Here is a 23,451-nt window from a genome sequence, read left to right as displayed (position 1 = left end):
GAATTCGACTATGGCTACAATTCATGTCGATGGAAAATCGTATGAAGTCAACGGCTCGGAAAACTTGCTGCAAGCATGTTTGAGTCTCGGCATCGACATCCCATACTTTTGTTGGCATCCATCCTTAGGTTCTGTCGGTTCTTGCCGTCAATGTGCTGTGACCCAATACGCGAATCCAGAAGATACGCGTGGTCGTTTGGTCATGTCATGTATGACACCGGCTGCTGACAATACCTACATCTCGGTTGAAGACAAAGAAGCAGTAGATTTCCGTGCTTCTGTTGTTGAATTCTTGATGACCAACCACCCGCATGACTGTCCGGTCTGTGAAGAGGGGGGGCACTGTCACCTGCAAGATATGACAGTGATGACGCAGCATGACCGTCGTCGCTACCGTTTCACTAAACGTACGCATTACAACCAGGAACTGGGTTCGTTTATTGCCCATGAGATGAACCGTTGTATCGCATGTTACCGTTGTGTGCGTTATTACAAAGATTATGCCGGCGGTACAGACTTTGGCGTATATGCCAACGCATCACGTGTGTATTTCGGTCGTCCGGAATCAGGGACTTTGGAATCTGAATTCTCGGGTAACCTGACTGAAGTGTGTCCTACAGGGGTATTCACTGACAAAACCCACTCTGCACGATATAACCGTAAATGGGACATGCAGTATGCGCCTAGCGTATGCCAAGGCTGTTCTTCAGGTTGTAACATTTCTCCGGGTGAACGTTATGGCGAACTTCGTCGCGTTGAAAACCGTTTCAACGGTGAAGTGAACCAATACTTCCTATGCGATAAAGGCCGTTTCGGTACCGGTTATGTGAACCGTGCTGATCGCCCACGTCAACCGCAATTCCGTACCGGCAACAATGTAGAAACTGTTTCAGTCGATACCGCACTAGACACGGTGATTGCAAATATTCAGGGTAAAAAAGTTCTGGGTATTGGTTCGCCGCGTGCATCACTTGAATCGAACTTCGCACTTCGTGAGCTGGTCGGTCAAGAGAACTATTCAACAGGTCTGTCTCAAAAAGAGCAGAATCTGGTTGAACTGGCAGCTTCAATCATGCAAACCGAGGGTGTTTATAACCCAACGATGCGTGAAATCGAAAGCTACGATGCGGTGTTAATTCTAGGTGAAGATTTAACTCAAACTGCACCACGTATGGCTTTATCTGTTCGCCAGGCTGCGAAAAATAAAGGCAAAGAGATGGCGGCAGAGCGTCGTACTCAAGAGTGGCTGGCTGAACCGGTACAGCGTATTGCTCAAGATGCGAAATCTCCGATTTACATTCTGGCTGCAACACAGACCCGTTTGTCTGACGTTGCCGAAGGTGAAGTGGTTGCGTCTCCAAACGATATTGCACGTTTAGGCTTTGCAATTGCTGCGGGTGTAAAAGGTGAAGTCATCACAGGTCTGGACGATGCTGCTAAAGCATTTGCCCAAACCATTGCTGATACCCTGAAAGCTGCGAAAAAACCATTGATTGTCTCTGGTACCAGCTTGCAAGACGCTGCCATTATGGAAGCGGCTGCACAAGTAGCACAAAATCTGGGTAATGCAGGCTTAACCTTGACTGTTCCAGAAGTGAACTCAATGGGGCTTGCAATTCTGGGTGGTAACAGTCTGGAACAAGCTTTTGCCCAAGACTTCGACACAGTCGTGATTGTTGAAAATGACCTTTACCGTCGTTTACCGCAGACCCAAGTCGACGCTGCACTTGCTGGCAAAGAAGTGATTGTGCTTGATCATTCAGAAACAGAAACGGTGAAGAAAGCCAACATTGTACTGTCTGCTGCAAGCTTTGCTGAAGGCGATGGTACAGTGGTTTCTCAGGAAGGCCGCGCACAGCGTTTCTATCAGGTATATGACCCAAGCTATTACAATCCGGAATTGGCGATCAAGGAATCTTGGCGCTGGTTACATGCGATTGAAACGGGCGTGAAAGGTAAAGCCATTTCATGGACCTTGCTGGATGATGTGATCGAGTCTGTAGCGAAAAACGTACCTGCTTTAGAAGGTATTTTGGATGTGGCACCTGATGCGGGCTTCCGTGTACATGGTCTGAAAGTGGCACGTGAACCACGCCGTTATTCAGGTCGTACTTCGATGCGTGCGCCATTATCTGTACACGAGCCTAAACAGCCCGTGGACAAAGATTCTGCCTTAACTTTCTCAATGGAAGGTTATGTCGGTGACCAGACACCATCTGCGCTGGTACCGTTCGCATGGTCGGCAGGCTGGAACTCTCCACAAGCGTGGAACAAGTTCCAGGACAACGTGGGTGGCCATCTGAAAGGTGGTGATTCAGGCGTTCGTCTGTTTGATCGTCTACCAAAACGTCCAGCACGTACTTTCGTTGCACCAGCCCCAGTGGTTGCGAATGCTGGCAGCTTCCGTCTGGTTCCGATGCATCACATTTTTGCTTCCGGCGAATTTACCGTGAAAACACCGGCGATGGAATCACGTATTCCTGAAGCGGTTTTTGCCGTCGGTGAACAGGATGCAGCGCGCTTGAATGTTCAGGATGGTCAGAAAATTACTGTGAAAGCAGGGGATAACTCGATCGTTCTTCCAGTTCAAGTGATTGAATACTTACCAACAGGTTGTATTGGCTACCCAATCGGTCTTGCACCGACGGTATCTCTTGCAGAGCCTGTTTCAGTCGCGGTAGGAGTGTAATTCATGGAACAAGAATTAATCCGTCAAACGCCGCTGTGGGCTGAAAACTGGCCAATCGCCTATTCAGTACTTCAAGCGATCGTAATCTTACTTGTTGTGGTATTGGTTGCAGCGTTGATGTCTTTCATTGAGCGTCGTTTACTCGGCTTGTGGCAAGACCGTTACGGTCCGAACCGTGTAGGTCCGGGCGGTATGTTCCAGATTGTTGCCGACATGCTGAAAATCATGTTCAAGGAAGACTGGACACCAAAATTTGCTGATAAATTGACATTCCGTATGGCACCAGGCGTTGCGATGGCAACAGCGGTGCTGTCATTCATGGTCATTCCTGTTTCACCGTATTTGGGTGTGGCAGATATGAGCATCGGTCTGCTGTTCTTTATGGCGATGGCAGGGATTGCAGTCTACGCAGTGCTGTTTGGTGGCTGGTCATCTAACAACAAATATGCACTGCTAGGTGGTCTGCGTTCAGCAGCACAAACGATTTCTTATGAAGTGTTCCTCGGCATCTCGCTGATGGGTGTAGTGGCAATTGCCGGCTCATTCAACATGCGTGAAATCGTAGAAGCACAAAAAGACGTCTGGTTTGTTATTCCTCAGTTCCTGGGCTTCCTGATCTTTGTGGTCGCAGGGGTAGCGGTAACTCACCGTCATCCATTTGACCAGCCGGAAGCAGAACAGGAACTGGCCGAAGGTTATCACGTAGAATACGGCGGGATGAAATGGGGCATGTTCTTCGTTGCGGAATACGTTAACGTGGTATTGATCTCAGCATTAATCGTAACCTTATTCTTTGGTGGCTGGTTAGCGCCGTTCGGTCTGGATTTCTTGCCACCGGCATTCTGGTTCATTATCAAGACTGCTTTCTTTGTCATGATGTTCGTATTGGCACGTGGCTCTTTGATGCGTCCACGTTATGACCAAGTGATGAACTTTGGTTGGAAAATTTGCTTGCCATTGGCGTTGGTTAACCTTTTGGTGACTGGTGCTGTGATTCTGTTGAATCAGGCCTAAGACAGCAGGGAGAACAAAATGTTTAAATTTCTAGCTGGATTCGGGTCAATCGTACGTTCGTTGTGGATGGTGTTCAGCCACGCAACACGTAAACGTGACACCATTCTTTACCCAGAAGTCCCAGCCGAAGAAATCGTGCCGCCACGTTTCCGTGGTCGTATTGTATTGACGCGTGACCCGGATGGCGAAGAGCGTTGTGTGGCATGTAACCTGTGTGCGGTTGCGTGTCCAGTAGGCTGTATCTCACTACAAAAAGCAGAAAAAGAAGATGGTCGCTGGTATCCGGAGTTTTTCCGTATCAACTTCTCTCGCTGTATTTTCTGCGGTATGTGTGAAGAAGCCTGTCCAACGACTGCCATTCAAATGACACCGGACTTCGAGCTGAGTGAGTATGTTCGTCAAGACCTGGTCTATGAAAAAGAACACTTGCTGATTTCTGGCCCTGGTAAATACCCTGACTATAACTTCTACCGCGTGACCGGTATGGCAGTTGCAGGCAAAGGCAAGGGTGAAGCACAGCGTGAAAGTGCACCTGTTGATGTACGGAGTCTATTACCATGATGTGGCCATTTTATTTAATGGCCCTCGTGGCCATCGTTTCTACGGTTCGTGTTGTGACCAATACGAACCCGGTACATGCCTTACTTAGCCTGATTGTCTCACTTCTTGCCGTTGCAGGTCTGTTTATGATCGTAGGTGCGCCATTTGCCGGTGCGCTGGAAGTGATTGTCTATGCGGGTGCGATCATGGTCCTGTTCGTATTCGTGGTGATGATGTTGAATCTCGGCGAACAGACTGTTGCACAAGAACGTACATGGTTGACCTCATCTACCTGGGCTTACCCGGCACTGATGAGCTTCCTGATCGGTCTTGTAGTTGTTTGGGTATTGAACTCTGACTACACACAACCTTCATTGGTGATGGGCACTGAAATGGTCGGTCCTAAAGCTGTGGGTCAAGCGCTCTTTACACAGTATTTATTATTGGTAGAAGTTGCTGCGATGTTATTGCTGGCTGCCCTGGTAGCTGCATTCCATCTGGGTAAACGTGAGCCAGGTGCAGAAGAGGACAAAGAATAATGGGCAACATCCCTTTAGAGCATGGTTTGATCGTTGCATCTATTCTTTTTGCACTGGGTTTTTACGGTGTAATGGTGCGACGCAACCTTCTGTTTATTTTAATGAGCCTTGAGATCATGATGAATGCTGCGGCTTTAGCATTCGTCCTGGCAGGCAGTGCATGGGTACAGCCAGACGGTCAGATCATGTTTATTCTGATCTTGACGCTTGCTGCGGCAGAAGCGTGTATTGGTCTTGCGATCGTCCTTCAGTTCTATCATCGCTTCCATCACCTGGATGTGGATGCTGCTAGTGAGATGCGCGGATGAGTTATTTATATCTAACAATTTTATTCCCGTTAATTGGTTTCATCCTTTTGGCGGCAGGGCGTAATAAACTGCCTGAATCAGTTGCTGCCATTATTGGGGTGGGTGCAGTGGGTCTGTCGGCCTTGGTTGCACTTATTGCCGGTCTGGACTTTGTCAACAATGGTTCAACCGCGACGGTACAACACCTGTGGACATGGTTTAATGTCGGCGGTTTTGCACCGGGGATCAGCTTGCATCTTGATGGTTTATCATTATTGATGCTGGGCATGGTGACAGGGGTTGGTTTCCTGATTCATATCTTCGCCTCATGGTATATGCGCGGCGAAGAAGACTTTGCACGTTTCTTCTCTTATTTCAACCTGTTCGTTGCCAGCATGTTGCTGCTGGTTCTGGGCGATAACCTGGCGTTATTATTCTTGGGCTGGGAAGGTGTAGGTCTGTGTTCTTACTTGCTGATTGGTTATTACTACCAAAATCCTGCTAATGGTTTTGCAGCCATCAAGGCATTTACCGTGACCCGTGTTGGTGACGTATTCTTGCTGATTGCCATGTTCCTGTTGTTCCAGCAGTTCGGCACATTGAATACTCAGTACATCGTAGAAAATGCGGCAACTGTAATGACACAAAGCTCGTCATTGACCATCTGGACAGCCTTAATGTTGTTCCTGGGTGCTGCGGGTAAGTCTGCACAGATCCCGTTACAAACATGGTTAGCAGATGCGATGGCAGGTCCAACACCTGTATCGGCCTTGATCCACGCGGCAACGATGGTTACCGCGGGTGTTTACCTGTGCTGCCGTCTGTTCACAGTATTTGAACTGGCCCCTGAAGTCATGGTGTTCATCTCGATTACGGGTGCAGTGACATTGCTAGTGGCTGGTTTTGCTGCATTGGTTCAAACCGACATCAAACGTATTCTGGCTTACTCAACCATGAGTCAGCTGGGTTATATGTTCATGGCGGTTGGTGCTGAAGCCTACCAGGCAGGTCTGTTCCACATGCTGACTCACGCATTCTTCAAGGCATTGTTATTCTTGTCTTCGGGTGCGGTGATTCTGGCTTACCATCACGAACAAAACATCTTCAAGATGGGTGGTCTGTTCTACAAGAACAAATTCCTGTTTGCCTGTTTTGCCATTGGTGGTGGTGCGCTCGCTGCGATTCCATTCCTGACCATCGGTTTCTTCTCGAAAGATGCGATTCTTGCTGCAGTCTGGACACAAAGCCATATTGCAGGCTTACCGGTATTCAATACGCTGTACTGGGTTGGTGTTGCAGGTGCATTCTTAACTTCAATCTATACTTTCCGTTTAATCTGGATTGTATTCTTTGGCAAAGAAAACACGCCTTACCATGAAATCAAAGGCATCACATACTGGGCGCCACTGGCAATCCTTGCGGTCTTGTCAACAGGTCTTGCAATCGTTTTGAAAGCACCCGTCATGAATATTCTGAATGCTGCACAAATTCCAGCGTTCATTATTCCTGAAGCTTTGGAAGCAGGCGCACATGGCGCTGAATATGTCGCGATTGGTGTAGCTTTAGCTGGTCTTGCGGTGGGTGTGGTATTGTTCGCATTTGCCTACAATGCAGTCAAATCTTTTGCCCAGACTTCTTTGGGTGCAGGTCTTGCAAATATTTGCCGTAATGCACTAGGTTTCGATGCGCTTTACGACCTTATTTTTGTTAAACCATATTTATTGTTCGCGAAGATTTTTGGTCGTGATCCGATTGATGGCCTATGGCTGGTACTTCCTGCACTTGTTAAAGGTGGTCACAGCTTTACCAGTTCACGTCAAACAGGATCACTGCGTGAATACGCATCAAGCATGGGGCTCGGCGTCGTTGTCCTACTGATGATCTTGCTCGTGATTCAGGTAGTGGGGAAATAAAATGGAAGCTCCAAACAATATTATTTTGCCGGCTCTGATCCTCATTCCGTTCATTGCAGGTTTTGTGTGCTGGTTGGTCGATAAACTCGACCAACACCTGCCACGCTATATTGCCTTAATTGGTATGCTGGTGACGCTGGTTTTGACCATCGTCCTCTGGCAGTCTGGTACTTATAACTATGAACTTGGCGGTGCAAACCCTTCGTGGGCAGCCGAGTTCAAATTACCTTGGATTCAAACCCTAGGGATTAACATTCACCTGGCAGTAGATGGTCTATCACTGCTGATGGTCGGCTTAACTGCACTTCTGGGTGTACTGGCAGTCGGCTGTTCGTGGGGTGAAATTCAGAAGAACGTTGGTTTCTTCCACTTAAACCTTTTATGGTCTCTGGGTGGGGTGATCGGTGTTTTCCTTGCGATTGACATGTTCCTGTTCTTCTTCTTCTGGGAGATGATGCTGGTTCCAATCTATTTCCTGATTGCACTTTGGGGGCATAAGGGAGCAGAAGGTAAATCGCGCGTTTATGCGGCAAACAAGTTCTTCATCTATACGCAAGTTGCTGGTTTGGTCATGTTGATTGGTATCCTGGGTCTGGTGACCGTAGGTTTCAACATGACTGGCGAAATTCGTTTCGACTACAACTACCTGATGGGAGTAGCGAATACGCTTGATGCACAGGCTCCAGCAGTTGCTTATGCGTTTATGATCTGTTTATTCATCGGCTTTGCGGTAAAACTTCCAGTTTTCCCATTACATGGCTGGTTACCAGATGCACATGCGCAAGCACCTACAGCGGGTTCGGTAGACCTTGCAGGTATCCTGATCAAGACAGCAGCTTACGGTTTACTTCGTTTTGTGATTCCATTCTTCCCGGCAGCTTCTGCACAATTTGCAGACTTCGCGATCATTCTGGGTCTGATTGGTATCTTCTACGGTGCCTGGTGTGCATTCCAGCAAACAGATATGAAACGTCTGTTGGCGTACACCTCTATTTCGCACATGGGCTTCGTATTACTGGCGATTTATGCAGGTAATATCCTGACCTTCCAGGGTCTGATGATCATGATGCTGGCTCACGGTCTGTCTTCTGCTGCACTGTTCATTATGTGTGGTCAAGTCTACGAACGTGTGCATACTCGTGATATGCGTTTGATGGGCGGTATGCGTGGTCAGTTCCCTTATCTTGCATTCTTCCTGATGTTCTTCATTGCGGCGCTTGTGGGTATTCCTGGTCTGGGTAACTTTATTGGTGAATTCCTGATCCTGATGGGGTCTTTCAACAAATTCCCGACATTTACCATCATTGCTGCAATCAGCTTGGTGTTCGCAGGTCTGTACGGTTTAATCCTGATTCACAAGGCATTGTTCGGTACACCAAACGAAGAGCAAAAACAGCACTATACACATCCACTGAAAGATTTGAACGCGCGTGAAGTAGTGATTCTGCTGATCTGTGCGCTTGGTCTTGTATGGCTTGGTCTATACCCACAAAGCTTCCTTGATGTTTCAAACTCAAGCATGGCGTGGTTAGCAAATAGCTACATTCCAGTTCAAGAAGTTGTTGAAGTGGTTGCTGAACAAGCACCGGTTCAACTTGAAAATGTGGAGATCCAATAAGCCATGAACTTCACAATGTCTTTTTCTGAGCTTATGCCGTTAGCACCTGTGATGATCGTGGCATTAACTGCGATCGCGGTCATGTTGTTGACTGCAATTAAGCGTAACCATAACTTAGTTGCGACTACGGCCGTAGTGGGTTTAAACCTAGCTGCGTTCTATATCGTCTTTGTTTTATTGGCGGGTAAATTTACACCTGCCAATATCATGAACATGTTCATCGTAGATCCGTTTACGATGCTGTACCAGTTCATGATTCTGATTGCTGCACTGGCATGTTGTACCTTGTCACATGCTTACATCGAAACTTATAAAGATAACCGTGAAGAGCTGTATATCCTGATGCTGGCATCTGTTGCAGGTGCAATGCTTATGGTAGCAAGTTCTCACTATGCCTCTTTCTTTATCAGCCTTGAGTTAATGTCGATCCCTGTTTACGGCTTGCTGGCCTATACACATCAGCGTTCTCAATCGCTTGAAGCAGGTGTGAAATATCTGGTGCTTTCGGCAACTGCTTCTGCAATGTTGTTGATGGGTATGGCATATATCTATGCTTATACAGGTTCTTTAAGCTTTGTTGGCGAACCAGGCAAGTTATTGAGCGTGTTCAACCAACCAGCAGTTGTGGTGGGTCTGGCATTTATTATATTTGCCGTTGGCTTCAAGTTATCACTTGCCCCGTTCCACAAATGGACACCAGATGTCTATGCCGGTGCACCAGCGCCGATTGCGACTTTCCTGGCGACAGTTGCAAAAGTGGCAACGCTGGGTCTGTTTGCACGTTACGTTCTGTCTTCAGGCTTGTTACTGTCTGATAGTTTCATTACGATTCTGACTGTGATTGCGGTACTGTCGATTCTGGTCGGTAACTTGCTGGCAGTAAAGCAGGTGAATTTAAAGCGTATCCTGGCCTACTCTTCAATTGCTCACTTTGGTTATATCCTGGTGGCGATCGTTACGGCACGTAATACTGACTTCTTGCAAGTACAAGGTTTTGCGACTTTTGAAAGCTTGAACGTGTATGTCATTACTTATGTACTGACCACAGTGGGTGCCTTCGGTGTAGTGACCTTGATGTCCAGCCCATATAACAATACTGACGAAGCAGGCAGCCTGGCGGAATACCGTGGTCTGTTCTGGCGCCGTCCGGTATTGACAGCGGTATTGACTGTCATGATGTTATCGCTGGCAGGTATCCCGTTAACGGCTGGTTTCATTGGTAAGTTCCTGGTGATTAAAACTGCAGTTGCAGGCGAGGCTTGGTTCCTTGCAGCAATGGTCATTCTGGGTTCAGGTATCGGTCTGTACTACTACTTGCGTGTTATGGTAGTGATGTATATGACTCCACCAGAAACGCCGCGTATCGATGCGGTGAATCACTGGGGCCAGAAAGTGGGCGGTATCATGGTACTGGCAGTGGCATTACTGGTGTTGGTATTGGGTGTCTACCCGGATCCAATGATTGCAATCTCCAAGTTTGCATTCTTTGCCCTGTCGCCTGAATTACAGCAGTTTATTTTCACTTTGGTGCAAAGTGGTTTTAACTGATTTCGTGCCTGACTAAGCTATTACAAAAAAGCCTCCATGATTGGGGGCTTTTTTATTTATAAAAATCAACAAAAGCCTCTATAATGGTAGAAATTTAGTTTTACCCTTTTAGGTGTTCTCCCGTGGCTATCCATGAAATTCGTCATCCTTTGATCCGACATAAATTAGGTCTGCTTCGTCGTGCCGATATCAGCACGAAAAATTTCCGTGAGCTGGCACAAGAAGTGACCATGCTGCTGACCTATGAAGCAACCAAAGACTTACCAATGGTTGAGCATAAAATTGACGGTTGGGATGGTGCAGTCAAAGTTGACCGCATTGCGGGTAAAAAAATCACCGTTGTACCGATTTTGCGTGCAGGGATTGGGATGCTGGACGGTTTCCTGAATCTGATTCCAAGTGCCAAAGTATCTGTACTGGGGCTGGAACGCGATGAAGAAACACTGGAAGCGCGTACCTATTATAAAAAACTGGTTCCAGATGTACAAAACCGGATTGCCATGATCATTGATCCAATGCTGGCGACAGGTTCATCACTGGTTGCGGCAATTGATGTACTCAAAGAAAATGGCTGTAAAGATATTCGGGTCATGGTGCTGGTGGCGGCGCCTGAAGGAATTAAGCGGGTTGAAGAAGCACATCCGGATGTGGTGATTTTCACTGCTGCCATTGATAAAGGCTTAGATCACAATGGTTATATTGTGCCGGGTCTAGGTGATGCAGGTGACAAGATTTTTGGTTCAGTTCAAAAAGACTAATGGTTAAAAATGCACAGGAAAGGGGCTTTTAGGGCCTCTTTTTTATATACTGAATACTGACAGAAGCAGAGTAGGGGATGTTTATGACTTCCGAGCAATATCAAGGAAAAGTACAACAGTACAATCCAGAAAAAGGATTTGGTTTTATTTCTTCACCTGAAGGTGAGATATTTTTTCATATCTCGGATTTCCCTGCTGACTCAGGTGAACCGAAACGCAATGACCGGGTAAAATTTAATGTAGTTCAAAATGGAGATCGCTACAAAGCCATCAAAATTGAACGTGTAGAAGACAAATCCAAGAAAGCCAAAAAAGCCAAAGCGGTAGCAGTCAATACTTCGATTACCTCAGCCCTATTGTCGAATTTAAAGCGTTAATTTTTGCTTGGAAAATACATCCAGAAGGAGGCTTTAGAGCCTCTTTTTTTATTTGAGTATTAGGCTAACGTGATTTGTAGGAGCTTGTGTAATCCAAGTTCTGTATAGCGTTACTAAAACAATAAAATACTCACCAAAGCTCAACAATATCCTTTGAGCCTTTCCATATAAAATACGCATCTGTTGAATGATCTAGGGACATATATCATGTTTACAGATGGAAGAATTAAAAGCTACGATGCCAGACGTGGGACTGGAACGATTGAGCTCATAGAAAAGCCGCAAGAGCTAGATTTTCGCTTACAGGATCTACCTTCCTCTGAGATCGCACCACAAGTCGGGGAGCGACTTAAATTTAGAATAATTGAAGAGCAGAATACGATTCAACTGGACAATATGGTACGTCTGGATATTAAGCGTCAGGAAGAGTAGGTCTCTGAAGTGGTTGCGCTACCGTCTCTAGCTCCTGCAGTGATGGTTACTCCAGTACGCCATACTATTTTCTTTAGCCCCACACTCTGGTTGGCGCTGGTAACAGCGATCGGTTTTATGATTTTTGGAGAAATTTAAGTTAGGTATAAACCGTCCTATTATAATTTTACTAAGCTATTTGTCTCATCATTCAAATACAAAAGCATCGTACGGTGCTTTTTATTTGAGAATTTTAAAGGATTTCTGAATATAATTACTCAAAATATCAAATACAAGAGCTGCTTATGTTTCAAGAGGGGAAGATCAAAACTTATAATCAAGAACGTGGTTTTGGTTTTATCGAAATTGAAGGGGAAGCAAAAGATTTATTCTTCCACATAAAAGATTTCCCAAACAAAAATGTTTTACCAAAAGTTGGGGAAAGGTTAAAGTTTCTAATTGTGGAGGATCAAGGCAAGTTTAAAGCGGATCATATTGTTCGCTTAGATATTTCATATCAAAAGACGCCTTCACCCAGTGTCAGTCAACATAATGATCTTCAGGTAGAAAGAGCAACACTCTATCATCCGCCTAAAAAGCCAGCGTTATCTAAACTGTTTATCAGTATCGGCATAGTTATTATCGTCATACTTGCTGTATTGGCTTATGGAAAATACCAAAACTATAAAATACAAAAGCAACAGCAACTTGAGTATTTAATACAAGAACAAAAAAGGCTGGTTTCAGAACAACGTGCAGCCTTAGGTAATTTACCTGAACAACGCCTAAACGAACAAGCTAAGAAGAATTTAGAGGTATCCACCAATACCCCTCTTAGAAGTACTACTTCCTCCACTTCAGTGTCGTCACCTTATCAGTGTGATGGCAGAACCCACTGTAGCCAGATGCACTCTTATGATGAAGCGGTATTCTTTTTGCGACATTGCCCTGGTACCCAGATGGATGGAGATGGTGACGGTATTCCTTGTGAACATCAGTTTCACCGTTAAAAAAAGCGCCCTTCGGCGCTTTTTTATTTCAACAGAATTCTAAGCTTCACAGAATTTCATAAAGGCCTTAAGACCCGGGCCTTGATATTTCTGACGGTGCACCAGCATAAACAGGGGGCGGGTCAGTGACCAGAATGGGGTGTCCAGAATTACCAGATGACCTTTTTCGAGCAAAGGCTCAACCGCCAGTTTGGAAATACAGGACATGCCAATCCCACCTGCGACAATTTTTAAAATCGCTTCATTATGACCCAGCGTCAAGCGGATTTTGGCATCAGGAACATCTTTCAAAATCGCATTGTCAAAGACCTCACGCGTCCCTGAACCTTCTTCACGCAAGATCCACTCTACAGACTTGAAATCTTTTGCCGTTAAGGCACGGTCAAGCTGTGCCAAAGGGTGGTCGGGCGCACAGCAGACGGCCAGTTCATCATTACGCCAAGGAATACATTGCAGCTGCGGCAGATGACAGGAACCTTCAATTAAGGCCAGATCCAGCTGGAACTGATTGACGGCTTCAATCATCTGTCTGGTATTTCCCACTTGCAGCTGTAAGTGCGCTTGGGGCTGAATTTTTAAGAAACCTGCCATCAGATCAGGCATTAAATAATCTGAAATAGTGAGTGTCGCACCCAGACGTAGATCAATACTCTGTAACTCGCCTTGAGCTGCTTGCTCAAATGCCTCACAACGGCCCAGAATTTCTAGGGCTTGCGGGAGTAAAAAACGGCCCAAATCATTCAGTTGTAAACGTTTTCCGAGCCGATCAAACAAAGGTGCCCCAAGGCCATCTTCTAAATCTGCTAAAGCCATACTCGCCGCACTTTGGGTGAGTTTGACTGCATCACTGGCTTTGGTGACGGTGCCTTCTTGAGCAACTGCTACAAAAACAGCCAGCTGGCGTAAAGTCATGCGCATGAATAGAGCCTTAACATTTAAAAAATATTAATAAATTATAGGGTCATGCTACCATGAGCATAGTCTTTGATGCCACGTTTGAATCATGTCTATTGAAAAATTTAGCCTGGAAAAGGTTTTATCTGTACACCGTTGGACCAATACGCTGTTTAGTTTCACTATGACACGCCCTGCGCATTTTAAATTTACGGCCGGGCAGTTTGCGCGTATTGGCTTAAAAGTCGGAGATCATCTGGTCGTTCGAGCCTATTCAGTCGTGTCATCACCTTTTGATGAGACCCTGGAATTTTTCTCGATTGTGGTGCCGGAGGGGGCATTTACCTCGCATTTGCAGTATTTAAAAGTGGGAGATGAGCTGTATCTGGAAAAAATCCCTTATGGTTTTTTGACGCTTGCACGTTATCAGTTGCCACTGCCTAAAGACTTATGGCTGTTGGGGACGGGAACTGGACTTGCGCCATTTCTTTCAATGCTACAGGACTTTGAAACCTGGATTAAATACGAAAATATTCATCTGGTATATAGCGTGCGTACCGAAGCTGAATTGGCTTATGTGACGCGTATCCAGGAAATTGCTGAAACTTTTGGTGAAGGTCATCGCGGCTTTAAATTTATTCCGATTATTACCCGCGATCCACATGCTGCTTTGCATGATCGTTTACCCGTACTGATTAAAAATGGTCAGCTTGAGAAAGCGGCGGGACTCGAATTTAATCCGGCCAGTAGCCATATTATGCTCTGTGGAAACCCGCAAATGGTAGAAGATACTAAAGAGGCGCTTAAAGCTCGAGGTCTGAGCATGAACCGTCGTGGTGAAGGAAATATTGCAGTAGAGAATTACTGGTAAGTACTTTGCCTCCTCCTTTGGAAAAAGAAACAGGCTTTCTGGCATAAAAAAACCTCCAATTGGGAGGTTTTCTGCTCTTCAACACTTAGTGGACAAACATATCCATAAAATCGCGGATTTCCTGAATCGCGCTATCGACATCGGTTGTTAGCCAGGTCGGCTCAAAGAAGCCTGCATAATGTTCAATCCGCTCAGCAGGTACAACCAAACGCACCGGGCAATCCTCTTCCAGTAAACGCCACGGAATAATGGGAACTTCATTGTCCAGCCACGCCACCACATTTCGCACATCAATCACCATGGCATTGATGCAATCAGGAAAGGGCATGACCGACATTTCCTCGGTACGGCGACGGAAATATTCCAGGTCTTGCCAGCGTAGCAAATAGCCTGGCTTGCTAAACTCAATAATTCCAATCAGATGCTGATCACGAGTATAGTGCAAAGCACACTGATGTGTAATATCAGTGTCAAGATCAAGCGATACACTCTGTTGACGATACGCCATAAAGCTCGAATGCATGAAAAATAAGGTCAATGATTATAGCTTATTTTAAGCAAAGTCGCAGGTCTATTCATTACTAGCGATCTGGGCATGACCTGGACGGGAGCAAAGGGGAGATGGGAAGGATTTTTAGTCTCCCTTATCTATGAAGAATCTGGGCTTACAGCTATCAGTAGAAGTAGCATAAGGGAGGGTTGCAAGAGCGCTTGCCCAGCCTATCTAGGTGATCGCACAAAAAAAATCATTCAAATTTTCAAAAACGTTTAACCCCCTTTAAAACCGGATTCCTGTGCTCAAAAATCAGACTCATTCGTTTGATACATAGAACTTACATCCCGTCACTATCTCACCATGTTTTGTCACAGAAGTGTCGCTAACTGCTTGTTATGATAAAAATCTACTTATGAATAAGAAATAGTGAGGATGGTCATGGGCAATGATTTTAATAACAAACCACCTTCAAATCATCAGGACGAAGTTACACAGAAAAAACGTATCCCCGTCTATATTTTGATTTTAGTCGGTATCTTTTTGCTCGCCGTATTATTCTATATGTTTGCGGATATGGAGCCAGATTCCCCTGCGGAACGGCCTAATACGCCTGTACCAGCGACGACAGCTCCTGCGAGTACTGGCCCGAACACAGGCGGTGAAAGTACCGAGGCGACAGCGACTGATACAGAAGCGACGGCAACGGCAACTGATACTGCACAGGCTAATCAATAAGGTACAGATCAAAAAAGCTCTGGTTAATCACTGGGGCTTTTTTAATGGATTGTGGTGTTTTCTAAGCTCTGCATATCCAGAGCGTCTGAATAGATAAAGTCCAGGCTGTATAAGGAAGAAGCCAAGTATTTAAAACTCTAAGGCTTTCAAATTCAGATAAATAGCGTGATAACAAAGAGGGCATAAAACACATGAATGATTATATGAGAGGTCCACGCGGGGGCTATGATGCCATGTACTATTGGGATCAGTTTCATCCCATAATCAGTGCAGTTGCCATATTAATTGTTGGCTGGATCATTGCACTACTGGTTTCTGCCGGAATTAAGAAGCTTTTGCAGAAGCTCGGGACAAATAGGCATCTGAGTACCGCAACCGGACATCGCTCCAACATGGAAAGCATTATTGCCCGGGTCGTCTTTTGGCTGATTCTGATCATTGCTGTGATAGGTGCATTTAATGTGCTGAACCTGACAGGGATCAGTGACCCCTTCAGTAGCATGATCCAGCAGTTCTTGCTATTTATTCCACAATTGCTGGCCGCTATTGCAGTCGGCTTTATTGGTTGGATAGTGGCAAATCTGGTGAAAATGGGTTTGCAGAAAGTGCTGAACCGTACCCAACTGGATGAAAAGCTCAGTGCAGAAGTTGGCGTCAGTCCAATTAGCCAGAATATCAGTGAAATTGTTTACTGGTTAATTTTATTACTATTCTTGCCAATTGTATTGTCGATCCTCGGATTAGACGGCCTGTTATTGCCAGTTCAGAACATGGTGACAGACGTTGTCAGTTATCTTCCGAATATTTTCATTGCTGCAGTCATTGTATTTGTCGGTTATATTCTCGCGAAAATTGTCCGCGGTATTGTGGAGGGTTTGCTGAACAGTCTGAATGTACAGCATCAGGCTGAAAAAGTCGGGATCTTCAAGAACTCGAATGTCGCTCAGGTACTGGGTTCATTTGTCTTTGCAGTGGTGATTATCACATCGCTGATCATTGCCTTTGAAGCGCTTGGAATTGAAGCGATTTCTGAGCCGGCAACTGCCATGCTGTATGAAATCATGCATGCCATTCCAAATATTATTGCGGCAGCCCTGATTTTGATCTTGGCTTATGTGGTTTCTAAACTGGTAGCACGTCTGGTCACAGAAGTTGTTGCAGGCACAGGTGTCGATGAAATTCCAGCCAAGCTTGATGTACAACGTTTCTTTGGTAGCACTAAACTTTCCAATGTGGTGGGTTACCTGATCATTCTGTTTACCATGCTGTTCGCGGTTTCTGAAGCCGCCAACCGTCTTGGCTTTGAACAGATCAGTGGTCTGATTGCCATGTTTATCTATTTTGGTGCGAATATTCTGCTGGGTGCGGTGATTCTGGTCATCGGTTTCTGGCTGGCCAATATCGTGGCAAATATTGTACAACGTGGTGAATATAACAGTTCACGCTGGTTAGCTAATCTGGTACGTGTCCTGATCATGGGACTGGTTATTGCCATGGGTCTGCGTGCAATGGGCATTGCAGATTCGATCGTGAACCTGGCATTTGGTCTGACGCTGGGTGCGGTAGCTGTTGCCTTTGCCTTGGCTTTTGGTCTGGGTGGTCGTCAGCCTGCAGAACGTGTCTTGACTGATCTGATTGACAAGGCAAAACGTGAAGCCAAGGAACCGAATCCAGTCAAGGATAAAGCTGAAAATAGCATGTTTTCAGGATTAGGCGCCAAGACTGCTACTACAGGTACAAGTGTCGCCGATAGGGCAGGTACGACAGGTTCTGCCTTCACCACCCCGGGAGCTACTGGTTCAGATTCAGATCCTAACGATCTGTCGAATACGACACCAGCAACGCTCACTACTGCACCACTACAAGATGATGATGCATCTATTGATTCGGTCACTCCGGATGCCGATCAGGCTGTCCCGGATTCAGTCAAAGTTGATCCGGCTCATCCGCCAGCCAATAATCCATTTGGCTCAACAGGTGAGGACGAACCTGGTATAGATATTGATCATTCTACTCAGAAAAAAGATGACCTGAAATAACCTGTTCAGGACCAACAGAATCGGCCACGCTTAAGTGGCCGATTTTGCTAGTGAAAAAAGGGAAATAATTATGGCAAAAGCACCGAATAAGTTTTTAGCGCCCGTGGTTATTGCTGGAATTACTGTAGGCTTTTTAGCAGGGGCACGCCGGTTTATTTTTGTAAAATCTCAACGTGCTAAAAGCAGACAAAATGAAAATCAAGTCCACTCACCAGAAGGTACGGATGAGGAAATGCAAAATAATGATTGAAATTAATACTGGATTTGGTATTTTTCATAAGAGTGATATATGAAATATTACTTAAAATATAGATACTTAAATTTAATATTCCTGTCATATAAAGTATTTAAATTAAGTTCAAAGGAATGAAAATAATGAGGGTAATTTCAATGCTAAATAATTTATGGACGACATTCACAGACACAGTACAGCAACCACAGCATATTGCAGAAGCTGTAGAGAAAATGGATCTGACGATTGAACGTCTTTCTTCTCTAGACGTTCTATTGTTTCAAACAGACTATCTTGAATAAGTTTGCAAGTGAAAGATAAAAAGAGCTGAATGATTCAGCTCTTTTTTTATGTCTGGATTTGAATAGATTAAACATATTCTGAGGCAGCATGCGCAGAAGCCCAGGCCCATTGGAAGTTGAAGCCACCCAAATGGCCGGTGACATCCAGAACTTCACCTACAAAATACAGACCTTTTTGCTTCTTGCTTTCCATGGTTTTGGAAGATACTTCGGTGGTATCCACACCGCCTAAAGTGACTTCGGCAGTACGGTAACCCTCTGTTCCTGACGGCTTTAATTCAAAGCCCTGTATACGCTTGGCAATCTGCTCCAGCTTGTCATCACTGAGATTACCAATAGGGGTATCGGCGACCTCAGCCCAGACCAGGTTTTGTAGTTCAATCACGACACTTTTCGGTAGATGTTCACTTAATAAAGTGCGGAGTAAAACTTTAGGTTGTCCCTGTTTTTTACGCTTGAAGAAATTAATCAAATCCATACTCGGTAAAAAGTCGACCTTAAAGCTTTGGCCCACATCCCAGTAGTTGGACAATTGCAGGGAGCTGGGACCACTTAAACCGCGATGGGTAAATAACAGCGCTTCAGTAAAGCTGTTTAAATCATTGGATAAGGTTGCTTCAATGGCGTTGCCACTCAGACGGGTGGTAACTTCTTTAAAATGATCCGAGAAGGTAAAAGGCACCAGACCGGCACGAGTTGGATAGACATGATGGCCAAACTGTTTGGCAATCTCGTAGCCGATTCCTGAACCTCCTAAGGTCGGAATCGACAGGCCGCCAGACGCCACTACCACAGACTCTACTTCAAAATAGCCCAGAGAGGTAGCCACCTGAAAACCTTGCTCTGCGACCGTATTCACTGCTTTTACTTCACAACTGGTCTTAATCTCAACCAGACCGGTCTTATCACACTCTGCCAGCAGCATTGACAGGATTTCTTTGGCTCCATTTAAGGTAAACAGCTGTCCATGTTTGCGTTCTTCATATTCGATGCCATATTCACAGACCAAACCAATAAAATCCCAGTTGCTATAACGGCTTAGAGCTGAAATCACAAAATGCGGATTATGCGAAATATAATTACTTGTTTCGACATACAGGTTGGTGAAATTACATTTTCCGCCACCCGACATTAAAATTTTCTTACCGACCTTGTTGGCCTTTTCGACGACCAGCACTTTGCGACCACGTTGTGCAGCCATATACGCCGTCATTAAACCTGAGGCACCGGCACCTATGACTAAAACATCGTATTGCTTGGAAGACATGACACACTCAAGGGAGAAGAAAAGGAAAGCATTATAGACAATTTTATTTCAGCTTTCTCTATTCATACTGAGCTAAAAGCTAAATCGTGGATGCTGAACCGCTATTGATCGAAAATACTTTTAAAAGATGAGGAAAAGAACGCTATGAATCTAGGAGCAGGTTTTAAGGTTCTTAGCTTGTAAACCGCCTGTATGAATGACCAGCAGTTTTGATCCAGCCGGGAAATATCCTTGCGTAATGAGCTCAAAGAGACCCATCAGCATTTTTCCGGTATAGACCTGTTCCAGAGGAATATCATATTTAGCTTCAAAATCTTGAATAAACTGGATAAGGGCAGGCGTGGTTTTGGCATACCCCCCGCAGCAATAATCATCGAGAATGGACCAGTTCTTTTTTACCGTAAATTTGGCAACCTCATCTTTTAGAAAATCACCTTTCAAGGCAGAAAATCCTAATAACTGCTGGTGAGGATGACTGGCTTCAATCAGACCTGTTAAGGTGCCTCCTGTACCCACTGCACAGCAGATGACATCAAACTGTTCATCGTCTGGTCTTAAAATTTCCCGACAGCCTTGAATGGCCAAGGTATTTGTGCCGCCTTCAGGAATCAGATAATGTTCAGGAAATTGTTGCGTCAGCTCTTGCAAATAGTCAGGTTGATGCCGGCGCTGATATTCCTCACGGCTGACAAAGTGCAGCTGCATACCGAGCTCTTGTGCCAGTGCCAAAGTCGGATTTAGTTCTTTATCTTTTAATTCTGCACCACGGATAATACCGACACTTTTAAAATCAAACTGATGTGCGGCAAAAGCCGTAGCTGCAATATGATTGGAGTAAGCACCACCAAAGGTCAATAGTTGGTGATAACCGGCTCGTTGCGCGTCAAGAAAGTTATATTTCAGCTTAAAAAATTTATTGCCTGATATATGAGGATGCACCAGATCCAGACGGCGCACCGTCACCGAAATATTCTGAATTAAAAAGTGCTGATCTGGAATAGTATGGGCAAGAGCGTCAAACATAAACATTAAAAAAATTGAAAGATAAGAAATCAGAATAAGCTGAAAATGAGCAAATTGAAGATAAGCTGCAGGCTAACCGGTGGCTTATCAATAAAAAACGGACGCACATTGTCACAATTTAGTTGCTGAAAATTTAAACCACAGTGCTAGTCTGATAAAGACAACCTCATGGAGGATAACAATAATGAAAATATTATTCTATGTTGCCTTGAGTATTGTCGGACTGAGTTTGACCGGCTGTGAGGATCCGCTCAACAAACCCAGAACGGATACCCGTACCATGATTATTGGAGGCGTGCCAGTGCATGATCAGGATTATCAGCTGCGAGATGAACATCTTATTGTCCAGAATCAGTTAAAACCTTAACACCTTCACCTGGTTGAAATTCAGGATAAATACAAAACTTTTTAAAGCAAATAATCAGATTTTTGTTTAAAATAAGAACCCGATTTTTAGGTAGGTCATCTCGTGGAATCATTCTGGATTTTAGGCTCGATTGCTTTTGCCCTTATGTTAGGTGCAATGAGTCCTGGGCCAACCTCTATCTATGTGGCAAAAAATTCCATTGCAATTTCACGTAAACATGGCTTATTTACTGCACTGGGCACCGGTTTAGGTGCGGCGGTTTTTGGCTTGCTTGCTGTGCTAGGTTTACAGGCCTTTTTACTGGCCGTTCCTTCGGCCTATCTGGCCTTAAAAATCTGTGGCGGTTTGTATCTGCTGTGGCTGGCATTTAAAATTATTAAACATGCCAAAGAACCTCTTGAAACAGACACCGCTATCAACAAGCAGATATCTTTAAGTCGCGCTTTTACCACCGGTCTGATTACCCAACTGTCCAATCCAAAAATTGCGATCGTATTGGCCAGTATTTTTACGGCACTTTTACCGAAAGAAATTCCCACTTATTTTTATATTGTTCTGCCAGTATTGTGCTTTTTTATTGATGCAGGCTGGTGCTCTCTGGTCGCTGTGGCTCTGTCTGCGGAAAAGCCACGCCGTGTGTATTTAAAGTTTAAGGCAATATTCGACCGGGCAGCAGGTGCAGTCATGACCGTGCTCGGCTTGAAGTTAATTTTTGGCATGAAGTAAGTTTATTATTCACTTTAGCTGCATATCCAGATTTAGGTTCTGTGTTTGCAAAAGCATGAAATGCTGATTGGTATGATTGCTTAAAGTTTATAAATGATGGACATGAAAGCACATAAAAAACATATAAATGAAGCTGATCTCTGTCGCTATAAAAATATGCAAAACAGCGCCAGAACTTATTAAAAACAAGACAGATCGGGAGTGTAGTTTTTTTATTTTTAACTCTTATTCTGCCTTGCTTTCGATCCACACAAGCTCTGTTATTTGTTAGATAACACTTCCTGCTGCGCGTAGCGAAAAGCTCTTTGCATATTTCAGTCAAGTTGAGGGGGGAAAGCCTAATTCTTCTCCAATCTACTCCTCATTAAGCGATCCCAAGACAGTTGTTAATTCTTGAAGTGTATAGGCATCCACTGATAGCTTTTTCCCTCCTTTGAATAAATATGTCCAATTCCAGGGAAAGGTAAATGCGGAGCTGCAATCGTTTGTCCTTGCTTGGCATAGTTTGCGAAAGATTTTAAGCGGGTTTCTACCGCTTTTTTCGGATCAATATCAAAGTCGACCGTGGTGTGAGGCCGGTCAAACTGAATACTGTGTGAATGTACTATATCTCCAATAAAAATCAGCTCCTGACCCTGTGATTTTAAGCTAAGACCAAAATGTCCCGGCGTATGTCCTGCCGAACTGATGACATGAAATCCATGAATTTTGTCACCAGATTTAAAAGTTTTAAGCTGATCTTTAGCCTGATAAGGAGCAATGGCTTTTTTGATTTTATCTACAGTAGCTGCAAAAGCTGCACGCTTTTGTTGCGGCAAGTGTTCTACACTTTTTGGATTCATCCAGAAATCCAGTTCAGTTTGAGAAATATAGACGGTCGCATTGGGGAAATTTGCACTGCCATGATTACTGATGCCACAAACATGGTCAGGGTGTAAATGGGTGAGCAGGATAGTACTGACTTGCTCTGGTTTTTGTCCTGAAGTCTGTAAATTGGAATATACCGAACCCAAATGAGGACCATTACAGCTGGCAGTGCCACTATCGACCAAAGTTAATCCTTTTCCATCATTCACTAAAAACGCATTCACCGAAGTCTGAATGCCGTGGCTGTGGTGGATATAATATTTTTTGAGAATCTGATTTATTTCAGCTGCAGGCAGGTTTTTAAATAAGGTTTGGGATAAATAATTGCTCCCATCAAGCAGCGCCGTAATTTGATAATCTCCAAAGCTGTGTTGATAATAACCGAGAACCTGTTTCTGTTGCGGTAGAGTCGAAGACGGAGCTTGGGCATGGGTTGGAGAAACGCCAACAAGTGAACTGAAAGCAAATACGGATAGGGCTAAAGGGACAGTTAAATATTTCATGGCTATTCTTATGTAATTGAAGTCAATTTTATGTATTAGCATGAATATCATTAAAAAAGAATATGAATATATTTACCTTTTTACAAGGCCGAGCATATATTTTCTTCTGTACTAAAAATGCAGTCTGCACCTGTATATTAAATTTTTTGAGAAACAAAACCTGTATTTTTATTAAAATATTATTGTAAACAGATTGTTTAGATATATTTCACTTTTCATGAAAAGACCGTTAGTATGGGGAGATAACGAACAGTTTTGAGTGCCACTATGAGTTTCTGGAAAAGAAAGAACAATGCCAACTTTGTGTTTTTCATCATAACGTTATATTCATTGCTGGGCTTCGGCATTGGCTATGTAATCTGGGAATTTGTGCTGCAAGGCTGAGCGGTTTAGAAATAAAAAAGCCTCTAAATCAATAGAGGCTT

24 protein-coding genes and 1 pseudogene are annotated in these 23,451 nt (G+C 44.6%); 20 read left to right on the top strand and 5 right to left on the bottom strand.

Going from position 1 to position 23,451, the window contains the following annotated elements; genetic code table 11:
- The first annotated feature begins 10 nt into the window (after positions 1-10).
- The 12 genes and pseudogenes from nuoG to E5Y90_RS10935 all read left to right on the top strand — a co-directional run bounded on the left by nuoG (position 11) and on the right by E5Y90_RS10935 (position 12,704).
- Positions 11-2,689: an NADH-quinone oxidoreductase subunit NuoG gene (nuoG, locus tag E5Y90_RS10990; RefSeq protein ID WP_151203439.1), complete on the top strand. Its 2,679-nt coding sequence runs from the start codon at positions 11-13 to the stop codon at positions 2,687-2,689.
- Between the two features lie 3 nt (positions 2,690-2,692).
- Positions 2,693-3,703 (top strand): NADH-quinone oxidoreductase subunit NuoH, encoded by a 1,011-nt coding sequence (gene nuoH / locus E5Y90_RS10985; protein ID WP_151203440.1) that lies wholly within the window; start codon positions 2,693-2,695, stop codon positions 3,701-3,703.
- Positions 3,704-3,721: 18 nt separating this feature from the next.
- Positions 3,722-4,264, top strand: coding sequence for an NADH-quinone oxidoreductase subunit NuoI (gene nuoI / locus E5Y90_RS10980; RefSeq protein WP_151203441.1), 543 nt, complete (start codon positions 3,722-3,724; stop codon positions 4,262-4,264).
- Positions 4,264-4,782, top strand: a complete 519-nt coding sequence (gene nuoJ / locus E5Y90_RS10975; RefSeq protein WP_171478791.1) for an NADH-quinone oxidoreductase subunit J — start codon at positions 4,264-4,266, stop codon at positions 4,780-4,782. The genes nuoI and nuoJ overlap by 1 nt, the downstream gene beginning before the upstream one ends.
- A complete protein-coding gene (gene nuoK, locus E5Y90_RS10970) occupies positions 4,782-5,090 on the top strand; it encodes an NADH-quinone oxidoreductase subunit NuoK (protein ID WP_151203443.1) in 309 nt (102 codons plus the stop codon). The genes nuoJ and nuoK overlap by 1 nt, the downstream gene beginning before the upstream one ends.
- A complete protein-coding gene (gene nuoL / locus E5Y90_RS10965; protein WP_151203444.1) occupies positions 5,087-6,982 on the top strand; it encodes an NADH-quinone oxidoreductase subunit L in 1,896 nt (631 codons plus the stop codon). The genes nuoK and nuoL overlap by 4 nt, the downstream gene beginning before the upstream one ends.
- Position 6,983: 1 nt before the next feature.
- Positions 6,984-8,600: an NADH-quinone oxidoreductase subunit M gene (gene nuoM, locus E5Y90_RS10960; protein WP_151203445.1), complete on the top strand. Its 1,617-nt coding sequence runs from the start codon at positions 6,984-6,986 to the stop codon at positions 8,598-8,600.
- 3 nt (positions 8,601-8,603) lie between these two features.
- Positions 8,604-10,148, top strand: coding sequence for an NADH-quinone oxidoreductase subunit NuoN (gene nuoN, locus E5Y90_RS10955; protein ID WP_151203446.1), 1,545 nt, complete (start codon positions 8,604-8,606; stop codon positions 10,146-10,148).
- 122 nt (positions 10,149-10,270) lie between these two features.
- The gene (gene upp, locus E5Y90_RS10950) at positions 10,271-10,906 is read left to right on the top strand and encodes a uracil phosphoribosyltransferase (RefSeq protein ID WP_151203447.1); all 636 of its coding nucleotides are present in this window, start codon (positions 10,271-10,273) and stop codon (positions 10,904-10,906) included.
- Positions 10,907-10,989: 83 nt separating this feature from the next.
- Positions 10,990-11,283 carry a cold shock domain-containing protein gene (locus E5Y90_RS10945; protein WP_151203448.1) on the top strand — a complete coding sequence of 98 codons (294 nt, stop codon included), beginning with the start codon at positions 10,990-10,992 and terminating at the stop codon, positions 11,281-11,283.
- A 207-nt stretch (positions 11,284-11,490) separates the two neighbouring features.
- Positions 11,491-11,853, top strand: a pseudogene (locus tag E5Y90_RS10940) (hypothetical protein).
- A 146-nt stretch (positions 11,854-11,999) separates the two neighbouring features.
- The gene (locus tag E5Y90_RS10935) at positions 12,000-12,704 is read left to right on the top strand and encodes a cold shock domain-containing protein (protein WP_174660211.1); all 705 of its coding nucleotides are present in this window, start codon (positions 12,000-12,002) and stop codon (positions 12,702-12,704) included.
- A gap of 39 nt (positions 12,705-12,743) precedes the next feature.
- Here E5Y90_RS10935 and gigC read toward each other — a convergent pair whose 3' ends face one another.
- Complete coding sequence (gigC, locus tag E5Y90_RS10930) at positions 12,744-13,622, bottom strand: LysR family transcriptional regulator GigC (protein ID WP_151203450.1); 879 nt, start codon at positions 13,620-13,622, stop codon at positions 12,744-12,746.
- Between the two features lie 85 nt (positions 13,623-13,707).
- Here gigC and E5Y90_RS10925 point away from each other — a divergent pair, with 85 nt between their 5' ends.
- Positions 13,708-14,469, top strand: coding sequence for a ferredoxin--NADP reductase (locus tag E5Y90_RS10925; protein WP_151203451.1), 762 nt, complete (start codon positions 13,708-13,710; stop codon positions 14,467-14,469).
- A gap of 85 nt (positions 14,470-14,554) precedes the next feature.
- Here E5Y90_RS10925 and E5Y90_RS10920 read toward each other — a convergent pair whose 3' ends face one another.
- Positions 14,555-14,977 (bottom strand): hypothetical protein, encoded by a 423-nt coding sequence (locus E5Y90_RS10920; protein ID WP_151203461.1) that lies wholly within the window; start codon positions 14,975-14,977, stop codon positions 14,555-14,557.
- Positions 14,978-15,403: 426 nt separating this feature from the next.
- Between E5Y90_RS10920 and E5Y90_RS10915 the strand changes: the two genes are divergently transcribed.
- The 4 genes from E5Y90_RS10915 to E5Y90_RS10900 all read left to right on the top strand — a co-directional run bounded on the left by E5Y90_RS10915 (position 15,404) and on the right by E5Y90_RS10900 (position 18,273).
- Positions 15,404-15,700: a hypothetical protein gene (locus E5Y90_RS10915; protein ID WP_151203462.1), complete on the top strand. Its 297-nt coding sequence runs from the start codon at positions 15,404-15,406 to the stop codon at positions 15,698-15,700.
- A 191-nt stretch (positions 15,701-15,891) separates the two neighbouring features.
- Positions 15,892-17,739 (top strand): mechanosensitive ion channel, encoded by a 1,848-nt coding sequence (locus tag E5Y90_RS10910; protein ID WP_151203452.1) that lies wholly within the window; start codon positions 15,892-15,894, stop codon positions 17,737-17,739.
- Between the two features lie 70 nt (positions 17,740-17,809).
- A complete protein-coding gene (locus E5Y90_RS10905) occupies positions 17,810-17,989 on the top strand; it encodes a hypothetical protein (RefSeq protein ID WP_171478789.1) in 180 nt (59 codons plus the stop codon).
- 140 nt (positions 17,990-18,129) lie between these two features.
- Complete coding sequence (locus E5Y90_RS10900; protein WP_153228188.1) at positions 18,130-18,273, top strand: hypothetical protein; 144 nt, start codon at positions 18,130-18,132, stop codon at positions 18,271-18,273.
- Positions 18,274-18,340: 67 nt separating this feature from the next.
- On the opposite strand, the gene E5Y90_RS10895 is transcribed toward E5Y90_RS10900, so the two are convergent.
- Together E5Y90_RS10895 and E5Y90_RS10890 are read right to left on the bottom strand one after the other, a co-directional pair.
- Positions 18,341-19,540: an NAD(P)/FAD-dependent oxidoreductase gene (locus E5Y90_RS10895; protein WP_174660210.1), complete on the bottom strand. Its 1,200-nt coding sequence runs from the start codon at positions 19,538-19,540 to the stop codon at positions 18,341-18,343.
- Positions 19,541-19,690: 150 nt separating this feature from the next.
- Complete coding sequence (locus E5Y90_RS10890; RefSeq protein ID WP_174660595.1) at positions 19,691-20,563, bottom strand: 1-aminocyclopropane-1-carboxylate deaminase/D-cysteine desulfhydrase; 873 nt, start codon at positions 20,561-20,563, stop codon at positions 19,691-19,693.
- Positions 20,564-20,747: 184 nt separating this feature from the next.
- On the opposite strand from E5Y90_RS10890, the gene E5Y90_RS10885 reads away from it, so the two are divergent.
- Together E5Y90_RS10885 and E5Y90_RS10880 are read left to right on the top strand one after the other, a co-directional pair.
- Positions 20,748-20,930 carry an NF038215 family lipoprotein gene (locus E5Y90_RS10885; protein ID WP_151203455.1) on the top strand — a complete coding sequence of 61 codons (183 nt, stop codon included), beginning with the start codon at positions 20,748-20,750 and terminating at the stop codon, positions 20,928-20,930.
- Positions 20,931-21,032: 102 nt separating this feature from the next.
- Entirely contained in the window at positions 21,033-21,656 is a 624-nt protein-coding gene (locus E5Y90_RS10880) for a LysE family translocator (protein ID WP_174660209.1), read from the top strand.
- A 386-nt stretch (positions 21,657-22,042) separates the two neighbouring features.
- Here the strand turns inward: E5Y90_RS10880 and E5Y90_RS10875 are convergent, their stop codons facing one another.
- A complete protein-coding gene (locus tag E5Y90_RS10875) occupies positions 22,043-23,026 on the bottom strand; it encodes an MBL fold metallo-hydrolase (RefSeq protein WP_174660208.1) in 984 nt (327 codons plus the stop codon).
- A gap of 267 nt (positions 23,027-23,293) precedes the next feature.
- Between E5Y90_RS10875 and E5Y90_RS17710 the strand changes: the two genes are divergently transcribed.
- Positions 23,294-23,410 carry a hypothetical protein gene (locus tag E5Y90_RS17710; RefSeq protein WP_373688382.1) on the top strand — a complete coding sequence of 39 codons (117 nt, stop codon included), beginning with the start codon at positions 23,294-23,296 and terminating at the stop codon, positions 23,408-23,410.
- The last annotated feature ends 41 nt before the right edge of the window (positions 23,411-23,451 follow it).

Origin of the sequence: Acinetobacter sp. 10FS3-1, from assembly GCF_013343215.1 — a bacterium.
Classification (GTDB): Bacteria; Pseudomonadota; Gammaproteobacteria; order Pseudomonadales; family Moraxellaceae; genus Acinetobacter; species Acinetobacter lwoffii_C.
The sequence above is the reverse complement of the archived record's forward strand: the minus strand, read 5'-3'. Positions and strand labels throughout refer to the sequence as shown.

What these genes read in the sequence shown, in the direction of transcription:
- E5Y90_RS10935 (WP_174660211.1), top strand. Translation starts at nt 12,000, where the DNA reads ATGTTTCAAGAGGGGAAGATCAAAACTTATAATCAAGAACGTGGTTTT.
- E5Y90_RS10910 (WP_151203452.1), top strand. Translation starts at nt 15,892, where the DNA reads ATGAATGATTATATGAGAGGTCCACGCGGGGGCTATGATGCCATGTAC.
- E5Y90_RS17710 (WP_373688382.1), top strand. Translation starts at nt 23,294, where the DNA reads ATGAGTTTCTGGAAAAGAAAGAACAATGCCAACTTTGTGTTTTTCATC.
- E5Y90_RS10875 (WP_174660208.1), bottom strand. Translation starts at nt 23,026, where the DNA reads ATGAAATATTTAACTGTCCCTTTAGCCCTATCCGTATTTGCTTTCAGT.
- gigC (WP_151203450.1), bottom strand. Translation starts at nt 13,622, where the DNA reads ATGCGCATGACTTTACGCCAGCTGGCTGTTTTTGTAGCAGTTGCTCAA.
- nuoI (WP_151203441.1), top strand. Translation starts at nt 3,722, where the DNA reads ATGTTTAAATTTCTAGCTGGATTCGGGTCAATCGTACGTTCGTTGTGG.
- E5Y90_RS10905 (WP_171478789.1), top strand. Translation starts at nt 17,810, where the DNA reads ATGGCAAAAGCACCGAATAAGTTTTTAGCGCCCGTGGTTATTGCTGGA.
- E5Y90_RS10920 (WP_151203461.1), bottom strand. Translation starts at nt 14,977, where the DNA reads ATGGCGTATCGTCAACAGAGTGTATCGCTTGATCTTGACACTGATATT.
- E5Y90_RS10900 (WP_153228188.1), top strand. Translation starts at nt 18,130, where the DNA reads ATGCTAAATAATTTATGGACGACATTCACAGACACAGTACAGCAACCA.
- nuoH (WP_151203440.1), top strand. Translation starts at nt 2,693, where the DNA reads ATGGAACAAGAATTAATCCGTCAAACGCCGCTGTGGGCTGAAAACTGG.
- nuoM (WP_151203445.1), top strand. Translation starts at nt 6,984, where the DNA reads ATGGAAGCTCCAAACAATATTATTTTGCCGGCTCTGATCCTCATTCCG.
- nuoK (WP_151203443.1), top strand. Translation starts at nt 4,782, where the DNA reads ATGGGCAACATCCCTTTAGAGCATGGTTTGATCGTTGCATCTATTCTT.
- E5Y90_RS10885 (WP_151203455.1), top strand. Translation starts at nt 20,748, where the DNA reads ATGAAAATATTATTCTATGTTGCCTTGAGTATTGTCGGACTGAGTTTG.
- E5Y90_RS10945 (WP_151203448.1), top strand. Translation starts at nt 10,990, where the DNA reads ATGACTTCCGAGCAATATCAAGGAAAAGTACAACAGTACAATCCAGAA.
- nuoJ (WP_171478791.1), top strand. Translation starts at nt 4,264, where the DNA reads ATGTGGCCATTTTATTTAATGGCCCTCGTGGCCATCGTTTCTACGGTT.
- E5Y90_RS10890 (WP_174660595.1), bottom strand. Translation starts at nt 20,563, where the DNA reads ATGTTTGACGCTCTTGCCCATACTATTCCAGATCAGCACTTTTTAATT.
- E5Y90_RS10915 (WP_151203462.1), top strand. Translation starts at nt 15,404, where the DNA reads ATGGGCAATGATTTTAATAACAAACCACCTTCAAATCATCAGGACGAA.
- E5Y90_RS10925 (WP_151203451.1), top strand. Translation starts at nt 13,708, where the DNA reads ATGTCTATTGAAAAATTTAGCCTGGAAAAGGTTTTATCTGTACACCGT.
- nuoG (WP_151203439.1), top strand. Translation starts at nt 11, where the DNA reads ATGGCTACAATTCATGTCGATGGAAAATCGTATGAAGTCAACGGCTCG.
- E5Y90_RS10895 (WP_174660210.1), bottom strand. Translation starts at nt 19,540, where the DNA reads ATGTCTTCCAAGCAATACGATGTTTTAGTCATAGGTGCCGGTGCCTCA.
- nuoL (WP_151203444.1), top strand. Translation starts at nt 5,087, where the DNA reads ATGAGTTATTTATATCTAACAATTTTATTCCCGTTAATTGGTTTCATC.
- nuoN (WP_151203446.1), top strand. Translation starts at nt 8,604, where the DNA reads ATGAACTTCACAATGTCTTTTTCTGAGCTTATGCCGTTAGCACCTGTG.